General features: G+C 74.0%; 15 protein-coding genes and 3 pseudogenes. 10 read left to right on the forward strand and 8 right to left on the reverse strand.

Annotation, left to right across the window (positions count from 1 at the left end; translation table 11 throughout):
* Positions 1-266 precede the first annotated feature (266 nt).
* On the forward strand, positions 267-1226 hold the full coding sequence (locus AB0B83_RS19055; protein ID WP_357579320.1) for a hypothetical protein: 960 nt from the start codon (positions 267-269) through the stop codon (positions 1224-1226).
* A gap of 469 nt (positions 1227-1695) precedes the next feature.
* Here AB0B83_RS19055 and AB0B83_RS19060 read toward each other — a convergent pair.
* A pseudogene (locus tag AB0B83_RS19060) lies at positions 1696-3074 on the reverse strand (MFS transporter).
* 287 nt (positions 3075-3361) lie between these two features.
* Positions 3362-4669, reverse strand: a pseudogene (locus AB0B83_RS19065) (MFS transporter); the annotation flags it as partial.
* Positions 4670-4818: 149 nt separating this feature from the next.
* Between AB0B83_RS19065 and AB0B83_RS19070 the strand changes: the two are divergent.
* Entirely contained in the window at positions 4819-5586 is a 768-nt protein-coding gene (locus tag AB0B83_RS19070) for a phosphoglyceromutase (RefSeq protein ID WP_151453377.1), read from the forward strand.
* Between the two features lie 63 nt (positions 5587-5649).
* On the opposite strand, the gene phoU is transcribed toward AB0B83_RS19070, so the two are convergent.
* On the reverse strand, positions 5650-6303 hold the full coding sequence (phoU, locus tag AB0B83_RS19075) for a phosphate signaling complex protein PhoU (protein ID WP_132230787.1): 654 nt from the start codon (positions 6301-6303) through the stop codon (positions 5650-5652).
* A gap of 294 nt (positions 6304-6597) precedes the next feature.
* Here phoU and AB0B83_RS19080 point away from each other — a divergent pair, with 294 nt between their 5' ends.
* Both AB0B83_RS19080 and AB0B83_RS19085 read left to right on the forward strand, forming a co-directional pair.
* Positions 6598-7884: an ATP-binding protein gene (locus AB0B83_RS19080; RefSeq protein WP_357579312.1), complete on the forward strand. Its 1287-nt coding sequence runs from the start codon at positions 6598-6600 to the stop codon at positions 7882-7884.
* A 23-nt stretch (positions 7885-7907) separates the two neighbouring features.
* Positions 7908-8591: a response regulator transcription factor gene (locus AB0B83_RS19085; RefSeq protein WP_311413169.1), complete on the forward strand. Its 684-nt coding sequence runs from the start codon at positions 7908-7910 to the stop codon at positions 8589-8591.
* A 56-nt stretch (positions 8592-8647) separates the two neighbouring features.
* On the opposite strand, the gene AB0B83_RS19090 is transcribed toward AB0B83_RS19085, so the two are convergent.
* On the reverse strand, positions 8648-9457 hold the full coding sequence (locus AB0B83_RS19090; protein ID WP_132230790.1) for a hypothetical protein: 810 nt from the start codon (positions 9455-9457) through the stop codon (positions 8648-8650).
* A gap of 74 nt (positions 9458-9531) precedes the next feature.
* Between AB0B83_RS19090 and AB0B83_RS19095 the strand changes: the two genes are divergently transcribed.
* Both AB0B83_RS19095 and AB0B83_RS19100 read left to right on the forward strand, forming a co-directional pair.
* Entirely contained in the window at positions 9532-10476 is a 945-nt protein-coding gene (locus tag AB0B83_RS19095) for a Ppx/GppA phosphatase family protein (RefSeq protein ID WP_357579313.1), read from the forward strand.
* A 192-nt stretch (positions 10477-10668) separates the two neighbouring features.
* Positions 10669-11475, forward strand: coding sequence for a sugar phosphate isomerase/epimerase (locus AB0B83_RS19100; protein ID WP_207913771.1), 807 nt, complete (start codon positions 10669-10671; stop codon positions 11473-11475).
* 134 nt (positions 11476-11609) lie between these two features.
* On the opposite strand, the gene AB0B83_RS19105 is transcribed toward AB0B83_RS19100, so the two are convergent.
* From AB0B83_RS19105 to AB0B83_RS19115, 3 genes are read right to left on the reverse strand one after another with little or no spacing between them, the layout of a single operon-like run.
* Positions 11610-12182, reverse strand: coding sequence for a CGNR zinc finger domain-containing protein (locus AB0B83_RS19105; protein ID WP_132230792.1), 573 nt, complete (start codon positions 12180-12182; stop codon positions 11610-11612).
* A gap of 19 nt (positions 12183-12201) precedes the next feature.
* Complete coding sequence (locus AB0B83_RS19110) at positions 12202-13368, reverse strand: glutathionylspermidine synthase family protein (RefSeq protein WP_357579314.1); 1167 nt, start codon at positions 13366-13368, stop codon at positions 12202-12204.
* Between the two features lies 1 nt (position 13369).
* Entirely contained in the window at positions 13370-13639 is a 270-nt protein-coding gene (locus AB0B83_RS19115; RefSeq protein WP_225852019.1) for a hypothetical protein, read from the reverse strand.
* Positions 13640-13770: 131 nt separating this feature from the next.
* On the opposite strand from AB0B83_RS19115, the gene AB0B83_RS19120 reads away from it, so the two are divergent.
* Positions 13771-14691 carry a proline dehydrogenase family protein gene (locus tag AB0B83_RS19120; RefSeq protein WP_311413165.1) on the forward strand — a complete coding sequence of 307 codons (921 nt, stop codon included), beginning with the start codon at positions 13771-13773 and terminating at the stop codon, positions 14689-14691.
* Position 14692: 1 nt separating this feature from the next.
* Here AB0B83_RS19120 and AB0B83_RS19125 read toward each other — a convergent pair.
* Positions 14693-14814 (reverse strand): annotated as a pseudogene (locus tag AB0B83_RS19125) (VOC family protein); the annotation flags it as partial.
* 113 nt (positions 14815-14927) lie between these two features.
* Here AB0B83_RS19125 and AB0B83_RS19130 point away from each other — a divergent pair.
* From AB0B83_RS19130 to AB0B83_RS19140, 3 genes are all read left to right on the forward strand, one after another.
* Positions 14928-15725: an alpha/beta hydrolase gene (locus AB0B83_RS19130; protein WP_357579315.1), complete on the forward strand. Its 798-nt coding sequence runs from the start codon at positions 14928-14930 to the stop codon at positions 15723-15725.
* The gene (locus tag AB0B83_RS19135; RefSeq protein WP_357579316.1) at positions 15718-16296 is read left to right on the forward strand and encodes a WHG domain-containing protein; all 579 of its coding nucleotides are present in this window, start codon (positions 15718-15720) and stop codon (positions 16294-16296) included. Before AB0B83_RS19130 ends, AB0B83_RS19135 begins: the two co-directional genes overlap by 8 nt.
* A gap of 696 nt (positions 16297-16992) precedes the next feature.
* A partial coding sequence (locus tag AB0B83_RS19140; protein WP_357579317.1) for a hypothetical protein occupies positions 16993-18339 on the forward strand: 1347 nt, incomplete at its 3' end.

The raw sequence follows: 18339 nt of genomic DNA on the forward strand, positions 1-18339 counted from the left end.
CGGGATGGTCCTGGCCGCGCTCATCGCCCGGGCCTGGACCACGGGTGCCCCGGTCGGAGGTTCGGACCGGTCCTGACGGGTATGCCGCACCGCGCGGTGCGGCACTGGGACCCGCCGCGCGCCGAGGACCAACTGTCGAGGAGCGTGAGCGTCCCATGGCTCAGCGGAACAGCTCAGGTCGCGGCGGGACTGCGACCAGGACGAAACGGCAGCCGGGCAACCAGACCCCGAACACCCCGTCGATCTCCGAATCCGAGATCTCCGGGATGAAGGTGGACGAGATCCGGGGGCAACTGCGCAAGCGCGGGGTCTCCGGCATCTCCGCCCTGCGCAAGCCGGAACTGGTGAAGACGCTGGCGAAGACCCTGCGGGCGGAGCGCCCCTCGGGCGGTGCCGCGCGTCGCAGCACCGGGCCCGCCGGTCGGGCGACGGGGACGCGGGCGTCCGCCGGACGGGCCGCCGCCACGAAGAAGTCGGCGTCGGGCCGGGCGGCGAACAAGGCCGCTCCGGCGAAGAAGGCGGCTGCGAAGAAGGCAGCGGCGAAGAAGACGGCCCCGGCGGCGAAGAAGGCACCTGCGGCGAAGAAGACGGCCCCGGCGGCGAAGAAGGCACCTGCGGCGAAGAAGACGGCCCCGGCGGCGAAGAAGACGGCTGCGGCGAAGAGGGCTCCGGCGGCGAAGAAGACGGCGGCGAGGAAGACGGCTCCGTCGGCGAAGCGGGCTCCGGCCAGGAAGGCCGCCGCGAAGGCGGCCCCGGCGAAGAAGACCACGTCGGCGGCCCGGAAGTCCACGGCGGCCCGCGCGTCCGCGTCGGCGTCGTCGCGGGCGGGCACGACGCGCGGCGGTACGGCGACCGGTGTCCGGACCGGGCGGAGCACCTCGCGGTCGGTGCGCTCCTCGCAGCTCATCTCGTCCACCGCCGACCGGCCGGAGCGCCCCGGCCGAAGCCTGGTGACCACCAACCACGACGTGATCCGCAACTGGGCGCAGGAGCGCGGCGCCGCACCGGCGACGATCGCGGGGACCGAGCGGGAGGGGCGGGTCGGCGTGCTCACCTTCAACATGCCCGGTTACCGCGAGAGCAGCCGGGTACGTGAGATCACCTGGGACGAGTGGTTCCGGACCTTCGACGAGCGGAAGCTGAACCTGATCTACCAGGAGCAGCTACGTGACGGCCGGCCGAGCAACTTCTTCCGTACGGAGTCGCCCGATCGTGAGGACGCCTGACGTGTTTGGGGGAATGGGCGACGGGTAAGCGCTGTTGGCCACCACCGAGGCCCGAAGTGACGGTACTCCCGGTGGGACACCGGAGCTGTGACCGGCGAGACAGCCCCTCCAGGTTGTCTTCGTAATCCCGGGCGAACTAACTTTATTGCACCGCGCCACGCTTGGAACCGTTCGGGGGAGCGGTGGATCGATCAGATCCGTGCACCGAGTGAGGCGCAGGGGACGGGTGGAACAACACCGTTGGGGGACGGTGGCCACCTGTTTGGACCGGCGGCGCGAGCGGGCGACGCCTACGGGGGTGGGCTTCGCCCGCCGCCGCCGGTCATACGGTGCGAACGCCCATCGCGATCACGAGTCGCGGTGGGCGTTCTGCTGTCCCACCCCCTGCCACCCCTCCCCGCACGCCGCCGGCGTTGATCATGATGTCGGCGGCGATGTCGATCTCCCAAGGGCACCGCCAACCTGATGATCACCGCACCGAGGACACGGTGGAGGTCGGGGATGGGGGAAGGGGCGTGGAGAGCTGGCGGAGGGCGGCTACGCGGCGTTCGCGGGGTGGGCCGGCGAGCAGATGGCAGCCGGCGGCCAGCAGCCCGAGCCCGCCGACGATGAGCCAGTGCCGGTCCCCGAGGTACTGGAGGCTGACCCCGCCCAGGGTGGGCGCCACGAACGACGCCGCCGGGAAGGCCAGGTAGAACACCGACTGGTAGCGGGCCCGCAGCTCGAGCGGGGCGAGGTCGGCGTTGATCTGCGCGTTGGGCGGCGCGGCGAGCATCTGGCCGACCGTCCAGACCACCGCCGCGGCCAGGTAGACCGCCACGTCGTCGGCGAACGCGAGGGTGGCGAAGCCGAGCGCCAGCAGCGCGGTGGAGACGGCCAGGACGCGGTCCTTGCGGTGCCGTTCGATCAGCCGCGGCACGAAGAGCTGCCCGAGCACGATCAGGACTCCGCCGAGCGCCACCACCGTGCCGTACGCCGACGGGCGCAGGCCGTCCGACCGCATCGCCAGGGGCATGATCGTCGACGTCTGCATGGTCAGCACGGCCAACACGAAGGTCAGGCCCACGAAGGTGAGGAAGGTGCGGTCGGTCAGCGCCGTGTGCAACCCCGGCTGCCGCTCCCGCCCCATGCGCTGCCCTCGCCCCGCCCGCCGCGTCACCGCTCCGCTGTCGTGGACCGGTGCCAGCCGAGGATCTTGGACACTTTCCGTCCGCTCGGAGCGGGAAGTGTCCAAGATCGGGGGAGCCTTGGCGGCGCGGCGGGGGAGTGTCTCCGGGACCTTCCAGGCGATGACCGCCGCCGCGAGCGCGGTGGCGGCGGCGTCGACCAGGAAGAGCGCGACGAAGCTCGCCTCGGCGAGCAGGCCGGCCAGCAGCGAGGCGACGGCCATGCCCAGGTTGAACGCCCAGAACTGGAGGTTGAAGGCGCGGGAGCGCCGCCGCTCGGGCACCACGTCGACGATCGCCGCCACGAAGGCGGGGCTGGGCATCGAGTGGGCCACCCCGACCAGGGCGGCGAGCGCCGCGATCATCACCAGGTGCCGGCTGAAGGCCAGCCCGACCATCAGTCCGGCGGTGGCCAGGTGGGCGGCGAGCAGGGTGGACCGCCGCCCCCACCGGTCGGCCAGCACCCCGCCGAGCAGCACGCCGCCCGCCCCGCCCAGCCCGTACGCCCCGACGACCGTCCCGGCGAGCGCCTCGCTCGCTCCCCGCGCCGCGGTCAAATAGAGCGACAGGAAGAGCATCGCGAACGCGCCGGCCGGTTGATCAGCAGGCCGGCCCAGAGGTACCAGAAGGTGGCGGGCAGCCCGCCTGCGGTGTCGTCCAGCCAGCGGCGCAGGGCCCGCACCCGTCCTCCTGACAGTTCTGTTTCCTAACCGAAGCGTCCTCGACCGTAGGAACCCGAGGGCTGCCGCGCCAGCGTGTCGCTGGTCACCGCGCTCCCGTCGGCTCCGGCGCCCGCCCAGGGCCCCTGTCCGGCAGGCCGTCGCCCTGTGCCGGGTCGACCGGCCGCCCAGGGCCCCTGTCCGGCAGGCCGTCGCCCTGTGCCGGGTCGACCGGCCGTCGCGGGCCCTTGTCCGGCAGGCCGTCGCCCCCTGCCGGACCGACCGGCTCGGCGGGGGCCGTCGCCGCCTGCTCGGCGGGGGCTGTCGCCGCCGCCTCGGCGGCCTGCGGGGCGGGCGGGCGGATCGCCACCACCGGCACGACGGGACCGGTGGTGGCCCGCAACAGCGTGGCCCGCCGCTCCCGGGCCGGGCCGGAGATCAGGTGGGCGAGCGCCATCAGCCCGCCGATGGCGGCGCAGCCGAACCAGAGCTGGGCGTTGCCGGCCTGCTCCCGGACCAGGCCGCCGAGGACCGGCGCGACCGCGGCGGCCCCCTGCCAGGAGAGCGAGAAGACGCCCTGGTAGCGGCCGCGCAGCTCGGCGGGGGAGAGTTCGGCGATCAGGGTGGCGTTGGACGGCGAGTTGAGCATCTCGCCGACGGTCCAGACCAGCACGGTCAGGCCGTAGAACCAGGCGGTGTCGGCGAAGGCGGTGAGCCCGAACCCGACGCCCATCACCACCGAGGCCAGGGCGAGCACGTGTGACCGGCTCCGGCCCCTGATCAGCCGGGGTACGAAGAGTTGGCCGACCACGATCAGCACCCCGTTGAGCGCGATGACCGAGCCGTAGGTGGTGGGGCTGAGCCCGGAGTCGCCCATGGCGATCGGCAGCATCGAGATGTGCTGGAGGAAGACCAGCGCGGCGAACAGGTTGAGCGTCACGAAGCCGAGGAAGACCCGGTCGCGCAGGATGGTGCGCAACGCCCCGACCGGGGCGCCGGCGCCCCGGTGGCCGCCCCCGACGGCGGGGGCCCGCCGGGTCTCGCCGACCTTGAGGAAGATGACCAGTGCGGTGATCACGGTGGTGGTCGCGTCGACCACGAAGAGCAGCAGGAAGCCGGCCTCGGCGGCGAGGCCGGCGAGGATCGCCGCGCTGGCGAAGCCGAGGTTGATCGCCCAGTAGTTCAGCGAGAAGGCGCGCAGCCGGTCCTTCTCCGGCACCACGTCGATCACCATCGCGCCGAACGCGGGTCGGGCCGCCTCGGCGAACATGCCGAGCAGTAGGGCGCCGAGCGCCACGGCCCACAGTTCCCGGGCGAAGCCGAGGGCGAGCATCATGGCGGCCGCGCCGAGATGCGCGGTGAGCAGGGTGGGCCGGCGGCCCCAGCGGTCGCTCAGCGTGCCGCCGGCGGTGGTGCCGAGCGCGCCGCCGACGCCCCACAGGCCGAGCACCAGCCCCGCCTGCGACGCGGAGAAGCCGCGCTCCTGGGTCAGGTAGATGGCCAGGAAGACCAGGACGAACGAGCCGAGCCGGTTGATCAGGGTGCCGGCCCACAGGTACCAGAAGCTGACTGGCAGGCCGCCGGTGGTGTCCCGGAACCAACCCCGCATCGTCCGCACGTCGGCGTCCCCGCCCGTAATGACCGTCTTGATTGTTGCACCTTACAACCTAGTGTCAGGCCGGATCTCCGGGCAGCGCATTTTCCACGTGGTGGTCGTCACGACCACCGCCCGCGCGTCGCCCGGCGGCGTGCGGCAGGATGATCGGCATGACTGCTAGCGAGGGGCCCACCGTCGGGACGCTGGTCCTGCTGCGGCACGGCGAGAGCGACTGGAACGCCAAGAACCTCTTCACCGGCTGGGTCGACGTCGACCTGACCGAGAAGGGCGAGACCGAGGCGCGCCGCGGCGGCGAACTGCTGCGCGAGCACGACCTGCTGCCGGACGTGGTGCACACCAGCGTGATGCGCCGCGCGATCCGCACCGCCGAGCTGGCGCTCAACGCCGCCGACCGGCACTGGATCGCCGTGCGCCGGTCGTGGCGGCTCAACGAGCGGCACTACGGCGCCCTCCAGGGCAAGAACAAGAAGCAGACCCTGGAGGAGTACGGCGAGGAGCAGTTCATGCTCTGGCGCCGTTCGTACGACACCCCGCCGCCGCCGATCGCGGACGACGACGAGTTCTCGCAGGTCGGCGACCCGCGTTACGCGCTGCTGCCGGGCGAGCTGATGCCGCGTACCGAATGTCTCAAGGACGTCGTCGAGCGGATGCTGCCGTACTGGTACGACTCGATAGTGCCGGACATCCTGGCCGGCCGTACGGTGCTGGTGGCCGCGCACGGCAACTCGTTGCGCGCCCTGGTGAAGCACCTGGACCAGATCTCCGACGAGGCGATCGCCAAGCTGAACATCCCCACCGGCATCCCGCTGCGCTACGACCTGGACCCGCAGCTGCGCCCGCTCACCCTGGGCGGCACGTACCTGGACCCGACCGCCGCCAAGGCAGCCGCCGCCGCGGTGGCCAACCAGGGCCGCTGACGTAGCCACGGAAAGGGCCCCTTCCCGGCGCGACGCGCGTGGGAAGGGGCCCTTTCCGTGCGCTCAGCCCGCTGTGGGGGTGGTCTGGCCGGTGATCAGGTAGACCACGTGTTCGCCGGCGTTGACGGCGTGGTCGGCGAAGCGCTCGTAGAAGCGGCCGAGCAGGGTGGCGTCGATGGCGGTCTCCACCCCGTACGGCCAGTCCTCACCGAGCAACAGCCCGAACAGGCTGCGGTGCAGGTCGTCCATGGCGTCGTCGTCGCCGTCGAGTTCGGCGGCGAGGTCGGCGTCGGGCTTGGCGAGCACCGAGCCGATCTTGATGGCCATCCGGTCGGCGATGGCGGCCATGTCGGTGAAGGTCGGCCGCAGCTCCGCCGGAACGGCCGGCGAGGGGTGCCGGCGCAGGGCGGTCTTGGCGACGTGGTCGGCCAGGTCGCCCATCCGCTCCAGGTCGGCCGCGACGTGCAGCGCGGTGATCATCGCGCGCAGGTCGGAGGCGACGGGGGCCTGCCGGGCGAGCAGGTCGCAGACCCGCTCCTCGACGTGCCGGTAGAGCTCGTCGATCTCGGCGTCCCGCTCGATCACCGTCTCGGCCGCCCGGCGGTCCGCGGTGAGCAGGGCGTGGGTGGCCTGCCGCATCGCGGCCCGGACCCCTTCCGCCATGTCCACCAGCAGTTGGCTGACGATCTGGAGGTCAGCCCGGAACTCGTCGCGCATTGTCACGTCCTGTGGTCGCTGGTTGTCGGTCGCCCCGCCCGGGGCCGGCGCAACGGTCGCCGGCTCCGTGGCGCATGCGAGGGTCGCTGGTCGCCGGCCCGGGCCGGCGGGAGCAGGTGCGCCGCCCCCGGACCGGCCGGGAGCAGGTACGCCGCCCACGGTAGGTCGGGTGGGGAGACCCGAGGTGAACCTCGGTGAACGACGCCGGACGCGGGAGTGAACTTTGCCGGAAGCGAAGGTGATTCATCCTATTTGTGGTGGTTGCCAGGTTAACAATGACCCTACGATCGCCGGGTGGAATGGGCGGTGACGGTCGCGGTGGCCGTGGGGCTGGCGGTCGGACTGGTCGCCGGGGTGCTGCTGCCCCGGCTCGTTCCGGCGCTGCGCGAACGCGCCACGCGGGCGGGGAGCCGGTCCGGCTACCCCCACACCTCCGGGAGGCTCCCGATAGCCGAGGATCCGCAGTCCGGCATCGGCCGCCGGACCATCGACTCCCTGCGGGCCGGCGTGGTCGTGCTCGACCCCGACGACCTGCCCGTCCTGGTCAACCCGGCCGCCCGCGCGATGGGGCTGCTCCGCACCGGCGCCACCCAGGGCTCGATCGCCGCCCACCCGCTGATCCGTACGCTCGCCGGGCAGGTCCGCCGCACCGGCGTGCGGCGCGAGATCGAGCTGGACCTGCCGCGGGGCCGCGACAACGCCGGGGTGAACCCGCTCGGGGTGCACCTGCGGGCGATGGGGATCGGGGCGGGCTTCATCGCCGTCGAGGCCTCGGACGTGACCGAGTCGCACCGGCTGGCCCGGGTCCGCCGCGACTTCGTCGCCAACGTCAGCCACGAGCTCAAGACCCCCATCGGGGCCCTGCAACTCCTCGCCGAGGCGCTGCTGGACGCCACCGAGCCCGCCGGGGCGGGCGCGCCCGACCTCTCCGAGGACCTGGTCGCCGCGCGTCGGTTCGCCGAGCGCATCCAGCACGAGTCGACCCGGCTGGGCCGCCTGGTGCAGGAGTTGCTGGAGCTGACCCGCCTCCAGGGCGCTGAGCCGCAGCCGCCCCCGGAGCCGGTCGCGATCGACTGGGTGATCGCCGAGGTGATCGACCGGACCCGCACCTCCGCCGCCGCCCGCCGGATCGAGGTGGCCGTCGACGCCGAACGGGGCCTGACCGTCCACGGCAGCGACACCCAGCTCGCCACGGCCGTGTCGAACCTGGTGGAGAACGCCGTCAACTACTCGGGCGAGGACACCACCGTCCGGATCACCGCCCGCGCCGCCGACGAACACGTGGAGATCTCCGTCGCCGACCAGGGCATCGGGATCGCCCCGACCGACGTCGACCGGATCTTCGAGCGGTTCTACCGGGCCGACCAGGCCCGGTCCCGGTCGACCGGCGGCACCGGCCTCGGGCTGGCCATCGTGAAACACATCGCCGGCAACCATGGCGGAAGGGTGGAGGTGTCGAGCACTCTTGGTGGTGGATCGACGTTCACCCTCCGGCTGCCCACCCGTCCCCCCGACGAGGGCCTGGCGACACCGCCGCCCGCTGGGATCGAGGCCGGTCCGGCCGAGCTCCGGCAGGCCTGACAGCACATGGAAAGGAAGTCCCGTTGAGCCGCGTACTGGTGGTCGAGGACGAGGAGTCGTTCTCCGACGCCCTGTCGTACATGCTCCGCAAGGAGGGTTTCGAGGTGTCCGTCGCCGCGACGGGGACCGCCGCCCTCACCGAGTTCGACCGGACCGGCGCCGACATCGTGCTGCTCGACCTGATGCTGCCCGAGATGTCCGGCACCGAGGTGTGCCGGCAGCTCCGGCAGCGCTCGCACGTGCCGATCATCATGGTCACCGCCCGGGACAGTGAGATCGACAAGGTGGTCGGCCTGGAGATCGGCGCCGACGACTACGTGACCAAGCCGTACTCGCCCCGGGAGCTGGTCGCCCGGATCCGGGCGGTGCTGCGGCGGCAGAGCGCCGAGGCCGCCGAGGCGGGCGGGCCGACGTTGGCCGCCGGCCCGGTCCGGATGGACATCGAACGGCACGTGGTGACCGTCGACGGCGCCCCGGTCCAGCTGCCGCTCAAGGAGTTCGAGCTGCTGGAGCTGCTGCTGCGCAACGCGGGCCGGGTGCTCACCCGGGGCCAGCTCATCGACCGGGTCTGGGGGGCCGACTACGTCGGCGACACCAAGACCCTCGACGTGCACGTCAAGCGGCTGCGCTCCAAGGTCGAGCCGGAGCCGTCCGCGCCGCGCTTCATCGTCACCGTGCGGGGTCTGGGCTACAAGTTCGAGCCCTGACCGGCGTACGCACGACGGGGCCCGCGCCGCGCGCGGGCCCCGTCGTCGTCGGTCGGTCAGGCGCCGTCGGCGGGGTGCGGGGCGACCATGCCCTGCCGCCTGCGTGCCCCGCACACCTCGGCCAGCTTCGCGTACGCGGGGGCGCCCACGAGTGCGGTCAGCTCCGGGCCGTACGAGACGTACATCGGCTCGCTGCCGACGTGCGCGTCGGTGGAGGACGTGCACCACCAGTCCAGGTCGTGCCCGCCGGCACCCCAGCCCCGCCGGTCGAACTCGGAGAGCGTGGAGACCAGCACCTTCGTGTTGTCCGGCCGCTTGACCCACTCCTGGTCGCGGCGGATCGGCAGCTGCCAGCAGACGTCGGGCTTGTATTCCAGCGGGTGCACCCCGTCGCGCAGCGCCTGCGCGTGCAGGGCGCAGCCGGCGCCGCCCGGGAAGCCGGCGTCGTTGAGGAAGACGCACGGCCCGTCCGCCTCCTGGGTGGCGGTGCGGCGGGCGGAGTTCTTGCCGTCGATCGTGTCGTTCTCGGTCCAGTTCTTGAACCCGCGCCGGAAGTGCTGCCACGTCGCCGGGGTCAGCCGCTTCACCGCGGCCCGGACCCGCTGCTCGTCGTCGGAGTCGGTGAAGAACGCGCCGTGCGAGCAGCAGCCGTCGGCGGCCCGACCGGCGACGATGCCGTGGCAGCCCCGCCCGAAGACGCACGTCCAGCGGGAGAGCAGCCACGTCAGGTCGGCCCGGATGAGATGGTTGTCGTCCGCCGGGTCGGCGAACTCGATCCACTCCCGGGGAAAGTCCAGGGGCACCTCGCGGCTGCGGGGGTCGTCCGGGTCGTCCACCAGCACACGGAGTTCGATCTGGCCTGTCACCCGGCCCAGCGTACGCCCGGGGCCCCCGCCGGTCCGCCGAGCCGCGCAATCCGGTTGGCCCTAGTGTCTTCAGCATGCGACTGGGTGTCCTCGACGTCGGTTCCAACACGGTGCATCTGCTGGTGGTCGACGCCCATCACGGGGCGCACCCCTGGCCGGCGCACTCGGAGAAGGTCGTGCTGCGGCTGGCCGAGCAGATCGGCCCGGACGGCGCGCTCACCGAGGCCGGCGCGGACGGCCTGGTCAAGGCGGTCGGCATGGCCAAGGCGGCCGCCGCCGGGCTGGGAGCCGAGGACCTGATCGCGTTCGCCACCTCCGCCGTCCGCGACGCCACAAACGCCGCCGAGGTGCTGGCGCGGGTGCGCGACGAGACCGACGTACGCCTGGAGGTGCTGCCGGGTGCGGACGAGGCGCGGCTGACCTTCCTCGCGGTGCGGCGCTGGTTCGGCTGGTCGGCGGGCCGGCTGCTGGTGCTGGACATCGGCGGCGGCTCGCTGGAGCTCGCGGCCGGCATCGACGAGGACCCGGCCGTGGCGGTCTCCCTGCCGCTCGGCGCCGGCCGGCTCACCCGGGACCGGCTCCGGGTGGCCCCCGACAGCGCGGCGCCGCCGCCGGCCGAGGCGGTCGACGAGCTGCGGGCGTACGTCGACGGGCTGCTGGAACCGGTCGTCGCGCAGCTGACCGCGGTGGGCTGGGAGCGGCCGGTGGCCACCTCGAAGACGTTCCGGACGCTGGCCCGGCTGGCCGGCGCGGCGCCCTCCGGCGCCGGACTGTGGGCGCCCCGCAGGCTCACCCGCGCCGGGCTGCGCCAGGTGCTCGGCTTCATCCGGCACATCCCGCCGGCCCAGCTCGTCGAGCTGGAGGGGGTCAGCGCCGGCCGGGCCCACCAGCTGCTCGCCGGGGCGGTCGTCGCCGAGGCCGTGCTGCGCCAGCTGGACGTGGACGCGCTGGACATCTGCCCCTGGGCGCTGCGCGAGGGCGTGATCCTGCGCCACCTGGACCAGCTCGGCCCGGTGTAAGAGGCGGCTCGGTGTGAGCGCGAGGAGTGAGCTTGCGAGCCCCGCAGTCGCGAACGAAAGCCGGCTCGGTGTGAGCGCGAGGAGTGAGCTTGCGAGCCCCGCAGTCGCGAACGATAGCCAGTCCGGTGTGATCTGGGCGGTTTGCGGTCTCTCGTCACGAGGTGTCGATCGACCCCGGCTACCCTCGATGGTGTGACTTCCCGCGTCCCCGTGCTCCTGTCCACGTCCTCGGTCTTCCCTGAGCGGACCGCGGCGGCGTTCCAGTTGGCCGCCGCGCTCGGCTACGACGGCGTCGAGGTGATGGTCTGGACCGACGCCGTCAGCCAGGACGCCGGCGCGCTGCGCGGGCTCGCCGAGCACTACGGCGTCCCGGTGCTCTCCGTCCACGCGCCCTGCCTGCTGGTCACGCAGCGGGTGTGGAGCCCCGACCCGTGGGAGCGGCTGCGCCGCTCCGCGGAGCTGGCGGCGACGCTCGGGGCGCCCACCGTGGTGGTGCACCCGCCGTTCACCTGGCAGCGGGACTACGCGCGCAACTTCGCCGACGGGCTCGCCGCGATCGCCGCCGACCACCCCGACCTGCGCTTCCCGGTCGAGAACATGTACCCGGTCCGGATGGCGGGGCGGCAGTTCGTGCCGTACGTCCCGGGCTGGGACCCGACCGAGACGGGGTACGACTCCTACACGCTCGACCTGTCGCACTGCGCCGCCTCGCACACCGACTCGCTGGCGATGGCCGACCGGATGGGGGCCAACCTGGCCCACGTGCACCTCGGCGACGGCACCGGCGAGGGCCGCGACGAGCACCTGGTGCCGGGGCGCGGCACCCAGCCCTGCGGCGAGCTGCTCTCCTCGCTGGCCGGGCGCGGCTTCACCGGCTCGGTCGCCGTGGAGGTCACCACCCGGGGCGCGAAGAGCCGCGCCGTGCGGGAGGCCGACCTACGGGAGTCGCTGGCGTTCGCCCGCCAGCACCTCGGCACCCCGTCCCCGGTCGACGCCTGACCGCCGCGCCAGGTAGACGCCTGAACGCCGCGCCGCGCCGGGTAGACGCCTGAAGGCCGCGCCGTGCCCGGTGGCCGCCCGGAGTGCCGCCGCGCCGCGCCCGGCCGGCGCGAGGGCGCCGGCCGGGTACGGCGTCAGACGGTCGTGCTGAGCGATTCCTTGCTGCTCACGCCGGCCTGCTCGCCGATGGCCGCGCGCTTGCGGGCGCGGTGGGCGGCCACGTGCGAGCGGGTGGCGCAGCGTTCCGAGCAGAACCGCCGGCAGCAGTTGGACGAGGTGTCCAGGTAGACGTTGCCGCAGCGGTCGTCGGCACACACCCCGAACCGGGCGCTGCCGTACTCGCAGAGCCAGACCGACAGCCCCCAGGCGGCGCCGGCCAGGTATTCGGCACTCACCGAGGCGCCCCGGCTGGTCACGTGCATGTGCCAGTCGCTGGAGTCGTGCCCGGAGATGCGGGGCTGCACCGGGAACGCCTCCAGCAGCGCGTTGAGCTCGGTCACCGCCTGGGCGTCCCGCCCGGATGTGCCGTACTCGAAGACGTCGCGCAAGCGCTTCTGCGCCCGCCGGAATGTCGCGAGGTCCCGTTCCGCCACCTCGTCGCGCATCCACGCGTTGTCGTCGGGGAAGAGGGCCCGGAGGTCGTCGAGGTCGTCCAGGCGGGCGTTGACGAGGTCAACGCCGGTCCGGGCGTACGCGTCGAAGTTCACGCCCACAACCGTAGACGACTCAGGGGACCCGTGGCGCGTCGATGTAGTGCGGCAGGAACCGCGCGTAGCCGTCGGTGATGAGGCTCGCGCTCTCCCGCACCCCCACCCCGGCAGACTCGCCGTCGACGATCCAGCTGCCCAGCACCACCCGGTTGCCGGCGAACTCCGGCAGCGCCCGGAACTCCTGGTAGCACCAGCCCTCGTCGCCGTAGATCCCCGGGTTGGTGATCTCGGTGTCGCCGGTGACGATCCGCACCGAGCCGCCCTCGCGGCCGAGCAGCGGCTTGGCCACGTACTCGGTCATGCCGCGCGGCGAGTCGAGGTACGCCGGCAGCAGCAGCTCGTGGCCGGGGTAGAGCTCCCAGAGCACGGCGAGCAGCGCCTTGTTCGACAGCAGCAGCTTCCACGCCGGCTCGATCCAGGTCGTCGGGGTGCCCGGCTCCAGCGCCAGCGGCCCGTACGGCTCGGCGAGCATCCACTCCCAGGGGTAGAGCTTGAAGCAGGTGGTGACCGGCTGGTCGGCCGCGTCGACGAAGCGGCGGCCGTCCCAGCCGAGCCGCTGGATCGGCTGGAGCGTGACCTCCAGCCCGGCCTGGCGGGCGGTCTCGGCGAGGTAGCCGGCGGTCATGTGGTCCTCGCCGGACTCCTCCTCGTTGGACCAGAGCACGTGCACCCGGCGGTCGTGCAGCCCCGCGCCGATCTTCGCCCAGGCCTCGACGAGGCGCTCGTGCAGGCTGTTCCACTGGTCCAGCTCCGGCCGGGTGTGCTCCAGCCAGTACCACTGGATGATGCTCGCCTCGACCAGCGCGGTGGGGGTGTCGGCGTTGTATTCCAGCATCTTCGGCGGCCAGCTGCCGTCGTAGGCGAGGTCGAAGCGCCCGTAGAGGGTGGGCGGCGCCTCGCGCAGCGACCGGGCCACGGCCTCGGCCGCCCAGGCGGGGATGCCGAACTCGGCGTAGCGGTTGCGCGCGACGACGTGCTCGGCGGCGGCGACCGACATCCGGTGCAGCTCCTCGGTCGCCTCCTCCAGCCGCAGCACCTCGTCGAGCTCGAACGCGTACGCGGCGGTCTCGTCCCAGTACGACATGATGCCGCCGTCGGGCAGCTCGGTGTCGACGTACACCAGGCCCTGGGAGCGGATCGTGGCGTCCCAGTCCGGGCGGGGGGTGACCGACTCCCGGCGCACCTCAGCCGCCGCAGGAGGCGAGGTGGGTGCCGAAGCCGCCCCGGTCGGGCACCGCCGCGGCGGCCGGCTCCGGCGCGGTGCGCCCGGCGGTCACCGTGGGCGCCCGCAGCGCCAGGGCCACCGTCTCGCCGCCGCCCACGGGGCCGAGGGCGCAGTCGTCATCGTCGTCGTCCGAGGACATGTTGCAGCCGGAGAGGGTGAGCGCGAGGACGGTGAGCGCGCCGAGCTGCACGGAGGCCGACCGGAGTCGGCGGCGGGGGCGTTGTTCCACGTCATCGTTGTAACCGATGGGGGCCACCGCCGTCCGCCCCCGGTCGGTGCCTGTGACGGTGTTGGGACCTGGCGACCGAGGCTGCGCCCGCTGCCCCGCGCGGGGCCACCGGCGGGCGTTACGCTCGGTCCATGCTCCGTACCGTCATCCTCGCCGCCTCCCGGTCACCCCAGGTCGAGCGGCTCGTCGCGACGGCCCCGTTCACGCGGGACCTCGTCCGCCGGTTCGTCGCCGGCGCCAAGACCGACGACGCGTTGCGCGCGACCCGCGAACTCGTCGACGACGGTCTCGCGGTCACCCTCGACAACCTCGGCGAGGACACCGTCACCCCCGAGCAGGCCACCGCCACCCGCGACGAGTACGTCGGGCTGCTCCGGCGGCTCGCCGAGGCGGGGCTCACCCCGGCCGCCGAGGTGAGCGTCAAGCTGTCGGCGCTGGGCCAGATGTTCGACGAGCAGCTCGCCTACGACAACGCGCGGGCGATCTGCGCCGCCGCCGAGGAGGCGGGCACCACGGTCACCCTGGACATGGAGGACCACACCACCACCGACTCGACGCTCGACATCCTCGCCAAGCTGCGCAAGGACCACCCGTCGACCGGGGCCGTGCTCCAGGCGTACCTGCGGCGGACGGAGTCGGACTGCCGCGAGCTGGCCACGGCCGGTTCCCGGGTCCGGCTGTGCAAGGGCGCGTACAAGGAGCCGGAGTCGGTGGCCTACCAGTCCGCGCGCGAGGTGGACAAATCCTACGTGCGGTGCATGAACATCCTCATGTCCGGCGACGGCTACCCGATGCTGGCCACCCACGACCCCCGCCTGATCGCCATCGGGGAGGACCGGGCCCGCTGGTTCGACCGTGGCCCCGAGCGCTTCGAGTTCCAGATGCTCTACGGCATCCGCCCGGAGGAGCAGGCCCGGCTGGCCGGCGAGGGCTACACCGTGCGCACCTACCTGCCCTACGGCGAGGACTGGTACGGCTACCTGATGCGCCGGCTCGCCGAGCGCCCGGCCAACCTGATGTTCTTCGGCCGGGCCGTGCTGTCGAAGAAGTAGGTCAGCCGTTCGACCAGCCCCGGGTGCTCAGCACCAGGCGGTAGCCGTCCGGATCGGCCACCGTCACCCCCAGCGGTCCCAGTACGGGCCGGCGGAGACCCTCGTCCCGCCGGCCCGTTCCAGTTCCCGGACCAGCCCGTCGCGTGGGGGCGGGCGAATGACCCGATCGTGCGACCTGAACCCGGCGTGAGATCAAGCCCTTGACGGCGTTGGCTAACTGCATTAGCTTATAGGTTATGACAGTTAGCTATGTGGAGCGGGACGGCGGGCGGATCGCCTACGAGGTGCACGGGCAGGGGCCGCTCGTCGTCCTCTCGCACGGCATGGGGGAGAACCGCGGCTCCTTCCGCCACCTGGTCCCGCTGCTCGTCGCGGCCGGGCACCGGGTGGCGGCGGTGGACGTCCGGGGGCACGGCGCGTCCAGCGCCGGCTGGCCGTCGTACGCCCCGGCGGAGGTCGGTGCCGACCTGCTCGCGGTGGTCCGCGACCTCGGCGGCGGACCGGCCACCCTCGTCGGCAGCTCGTCCAGCGCGGCGGCAGTGGTCTTCGCCGCCGCCGACGATCCCGCGCTGGTCAACGGCGTCGTCCAGCTCGCCCCGTTCGCCGAGGAGCCGAAGCTCAACCCGTTCATGCGGGTGGCCCTGGCCGCCGTGCTGCGCAGCCCCCGGCTGTTCGGGCTCTTCCACCGCACGCTCTTTCCGTGCGAGCGGCCGGCCGACGACGCCGCGTACCGCAGGGCGATGGTCGCCACCCTGCGCGAGCCCGGCCGGATGGCGGCGATGCGCGGCGTGATCGCGCCGGCCGACCCGCACTGGACGGCCCGCGCCCGCGAGGTCCGGCAGCCGGTGCTGGTGCTGATGGGCACGAAGGACCCGGACTTCCGCGACCCGGGTGCCGGGGCGCGGGCGGCCCGCCGGCTCTTCGCCACCGCCGAGGCACGGATGATCGACGACTCCGGCCACTACCCGCACGCCGACCAGCCGGCGCGCACCGCCGCCCAGCTCGCCGAGTTCCTGGCGGTCACCGGTGCCTAGGGCCGGGCTGACCCAGGCGAGCGTGGTGCGCGAGGCGGCCCGCCTCGCCGACGAGGTCGGCGCCGACCAGCTCACCCTCGCCGCGCTGGCCAACCGGCTCGGTGTCGCGCTGCCGAGCCTCTACAAGCACGTGCGGGGGGCCGACGCGCTCGCTCAGAAGCTCTCCGCGCTGGCCACCGCCGAGCTCGCCGACGAACTGACCGCCGCCGCCGCGGGCCGGGCCGGCGGGGACGCGCTGCGGGCCGTCGCCGCCGCCTACCGGGCGTACGCGCACCGGCACCCCGGTCGCTACCCGGCCACCCAGCGGGTGCCGGACCCGGCCGACCCGGAACACGTCGCCGCCGGCGAGCGGGCCGTCGGGGCGATCCGGGCCACCCTGCGGGGCTACGGGCTCGACGGCGACGACGCCGTCGACGCGACCCGGATGCTGCGTAGCACCCTGCACGGGTTCGTCTCGCTGGAGGCGACCGGCGGCTTCGGCATGCCCCGCGCCGTAGGCGCCACGTTCGACAACCTGGTCGCCGCGCTGGACGGCGCGTTCCGGTCCTGGCCCCGCGCGGACGGCAGCTGACGGCCCTGGGCCTGCCGCCGCTCTTCCCGCTGGACCTGGCCGTGCCGGCCGTCGGCGGCCGGGGGGCTGGTCCCTGGACGCGGCGACGCCCGTCCGGGTGGGCGCCGCCGTCGCCGTGCCGCCGTTCGCCGCCGCGCTCCGGCCTGCCAGGCGGCGCGGCTCGCCGGGCCGTGGTCGCCCGGCCGGCCCGATGGTCGTACCCTTCGGCGGGTGACTGACGGGCAGCCCGGAACGGACGGCCGACCGGTGACGGACGGCACGCCGGCCGCCGCGACAGAAGAGGCCGAGCCGGCTGACGGCGCCGGGCCCGTTGACGGCGCCGAGCCCACTGGCGGCGCTGAGCCCACTGACGGGGCCGGGCCCACGGTTGAGGCCGGGCCGACTGGCGGCGCCGAGTCCGCTGACGGCGATGGCCCCACGGTCGAGGTCGAGCCGGCTGACGGCGCCGAGCCCGCTGACGGCCCCGAGCCCACGGTCGAGGCCGAGCCGGCTGACGGCGCCGAGTCCATTGTCGAGGCCGAGTCCGAGGTTGAGGCTGAGCCCGCCGGGAGGGCCGAGCCGGCTGGCCCCGCCGAGCCCGCCGAGAGGGCCGCGCCCGTAGAGAGGGCCGAGCCCGCCGAGGAAGCCGCGCCCACTGGGAGGGCCGAGCCCGCTGGCCCCGCCGGGACGATCGAGCCGGCCGCGTCGGCCGTTCCGGTGGCAGCGGGCACCGTGCGGCCGTCGCGGCGGATCCGGCCGCTCGGGGTGGCGCTGGCGGTGGTCGTACTGCTGCTGGCCTGCGGCCTGCCCGCGGCGCTGGTGGCCGGCCTGGTGCGCGCCGGTGACCCGCCGGGGCCGGGGGCGTCCGCCGCACCGGCCGACGACCCCGCCACCGCGGCCGCCCGGCGGCTCGGCGAGCGGATGACGGCGGAACTGGCCCGGCAGTCCGCCGCCCTGCTCGGCGGGGACCGCGCCGGGTTCCTGGCGGTCGCGGAGCCGGTCGCGCATCCGGACCTGCGCCGCCGGTACGCCGCGCTGCGCGCGCTGCGGGTGACCGCCTGGCAGGCCGACGCCAACGGCCTGCCCACGCCGGTCGAGGGCAGGCCCGGCGAGTGGCGGTTGCTTGTCGAGTTCCGCTACTGCTTCGTCACGCCGGACTGCCGCACCAGTCGTGTGCTGACCGGCACCCGGTGGCGGGCGGGGGAGCGGCCCCGGCTGCTCGCCGTGGAGCCGTCCCGGTCCGCCGAGACCGGCACCCGGCCGTGGGAGGTCAGCGAACTGGCCGTGGCCGTCGGTCGGCGTACGCTCGTGGCCACCACTCCCGCCCTGCGCAAGGAACTGCCCGACCTGCTGGCCCAGGCGGAGGCCGCCGCCCGGGTCGCCGACACGTACGCCGTGGGCGGCCGCACGCCGGACCGGTACCGGATCTTCTACGCGGGCCGGGGCGAGTGGCAGCGCTGGTACGGCGGCGGCCGGCCGAAGTGGACGGGCGGGTACGCGGTCACGGTCGGCGGCGGCCACCACGAGGTGGTGCTCAACGCCGACGGGCTCGTCCCCGGCGGGGTGGACGACCTGCTCCGGCACGAGCTGACCCACGCCGCGTCCCTGCCCGAGCGGGGCTACCCGGGCAAGGGCACCTGGTGGCTGGTGGAGGGGCTGGCCGAGTACGCGGGCGCCGACGGCGAGCCGATCGACCGGTACGCGGGACTGGACGAGGTGCGGCGCCTGCTCGGCGGCGGCTGGGACGGCCGGCTCGACAGCCTCAGCCCGGCCGACGACGCCCCGGCCGACCGGGTCAGCGGCAGCTACGGCATCTCCTACCTGGCGGTCCGGCACCTGGTCGACCGGTTCGGCCCGGAGCGGCTGCTCGCCTTCTTCGCGGCCGTGGTGCACGAGCGCACGCCGGTGGACCGGGCGGCCGAGCAGGTCCTCGGCGAACCCTGGTCCGCCCTGCACGACGAGTGCGTCGGGGAAGCGGGCCTGCTGGCCGAGCTGGACCGGCTGGAGGCCGCGTTCGCCGCGACCGAGCCGGAGGAGCTGGAACGACTGGCCGGCGACGAGGAG

It is taken from the genome of Micromonospora sp. NPDC049060 (genome assembly GCF_040649055.1).
GTDB classification, from domain to species: domain Bacteria; phylum Actinomycetota; class Actinomycetes; order Mycobacteriales; family Micromonosporaceae; genus Micromonospora; species Micromonospora reichwaldensis.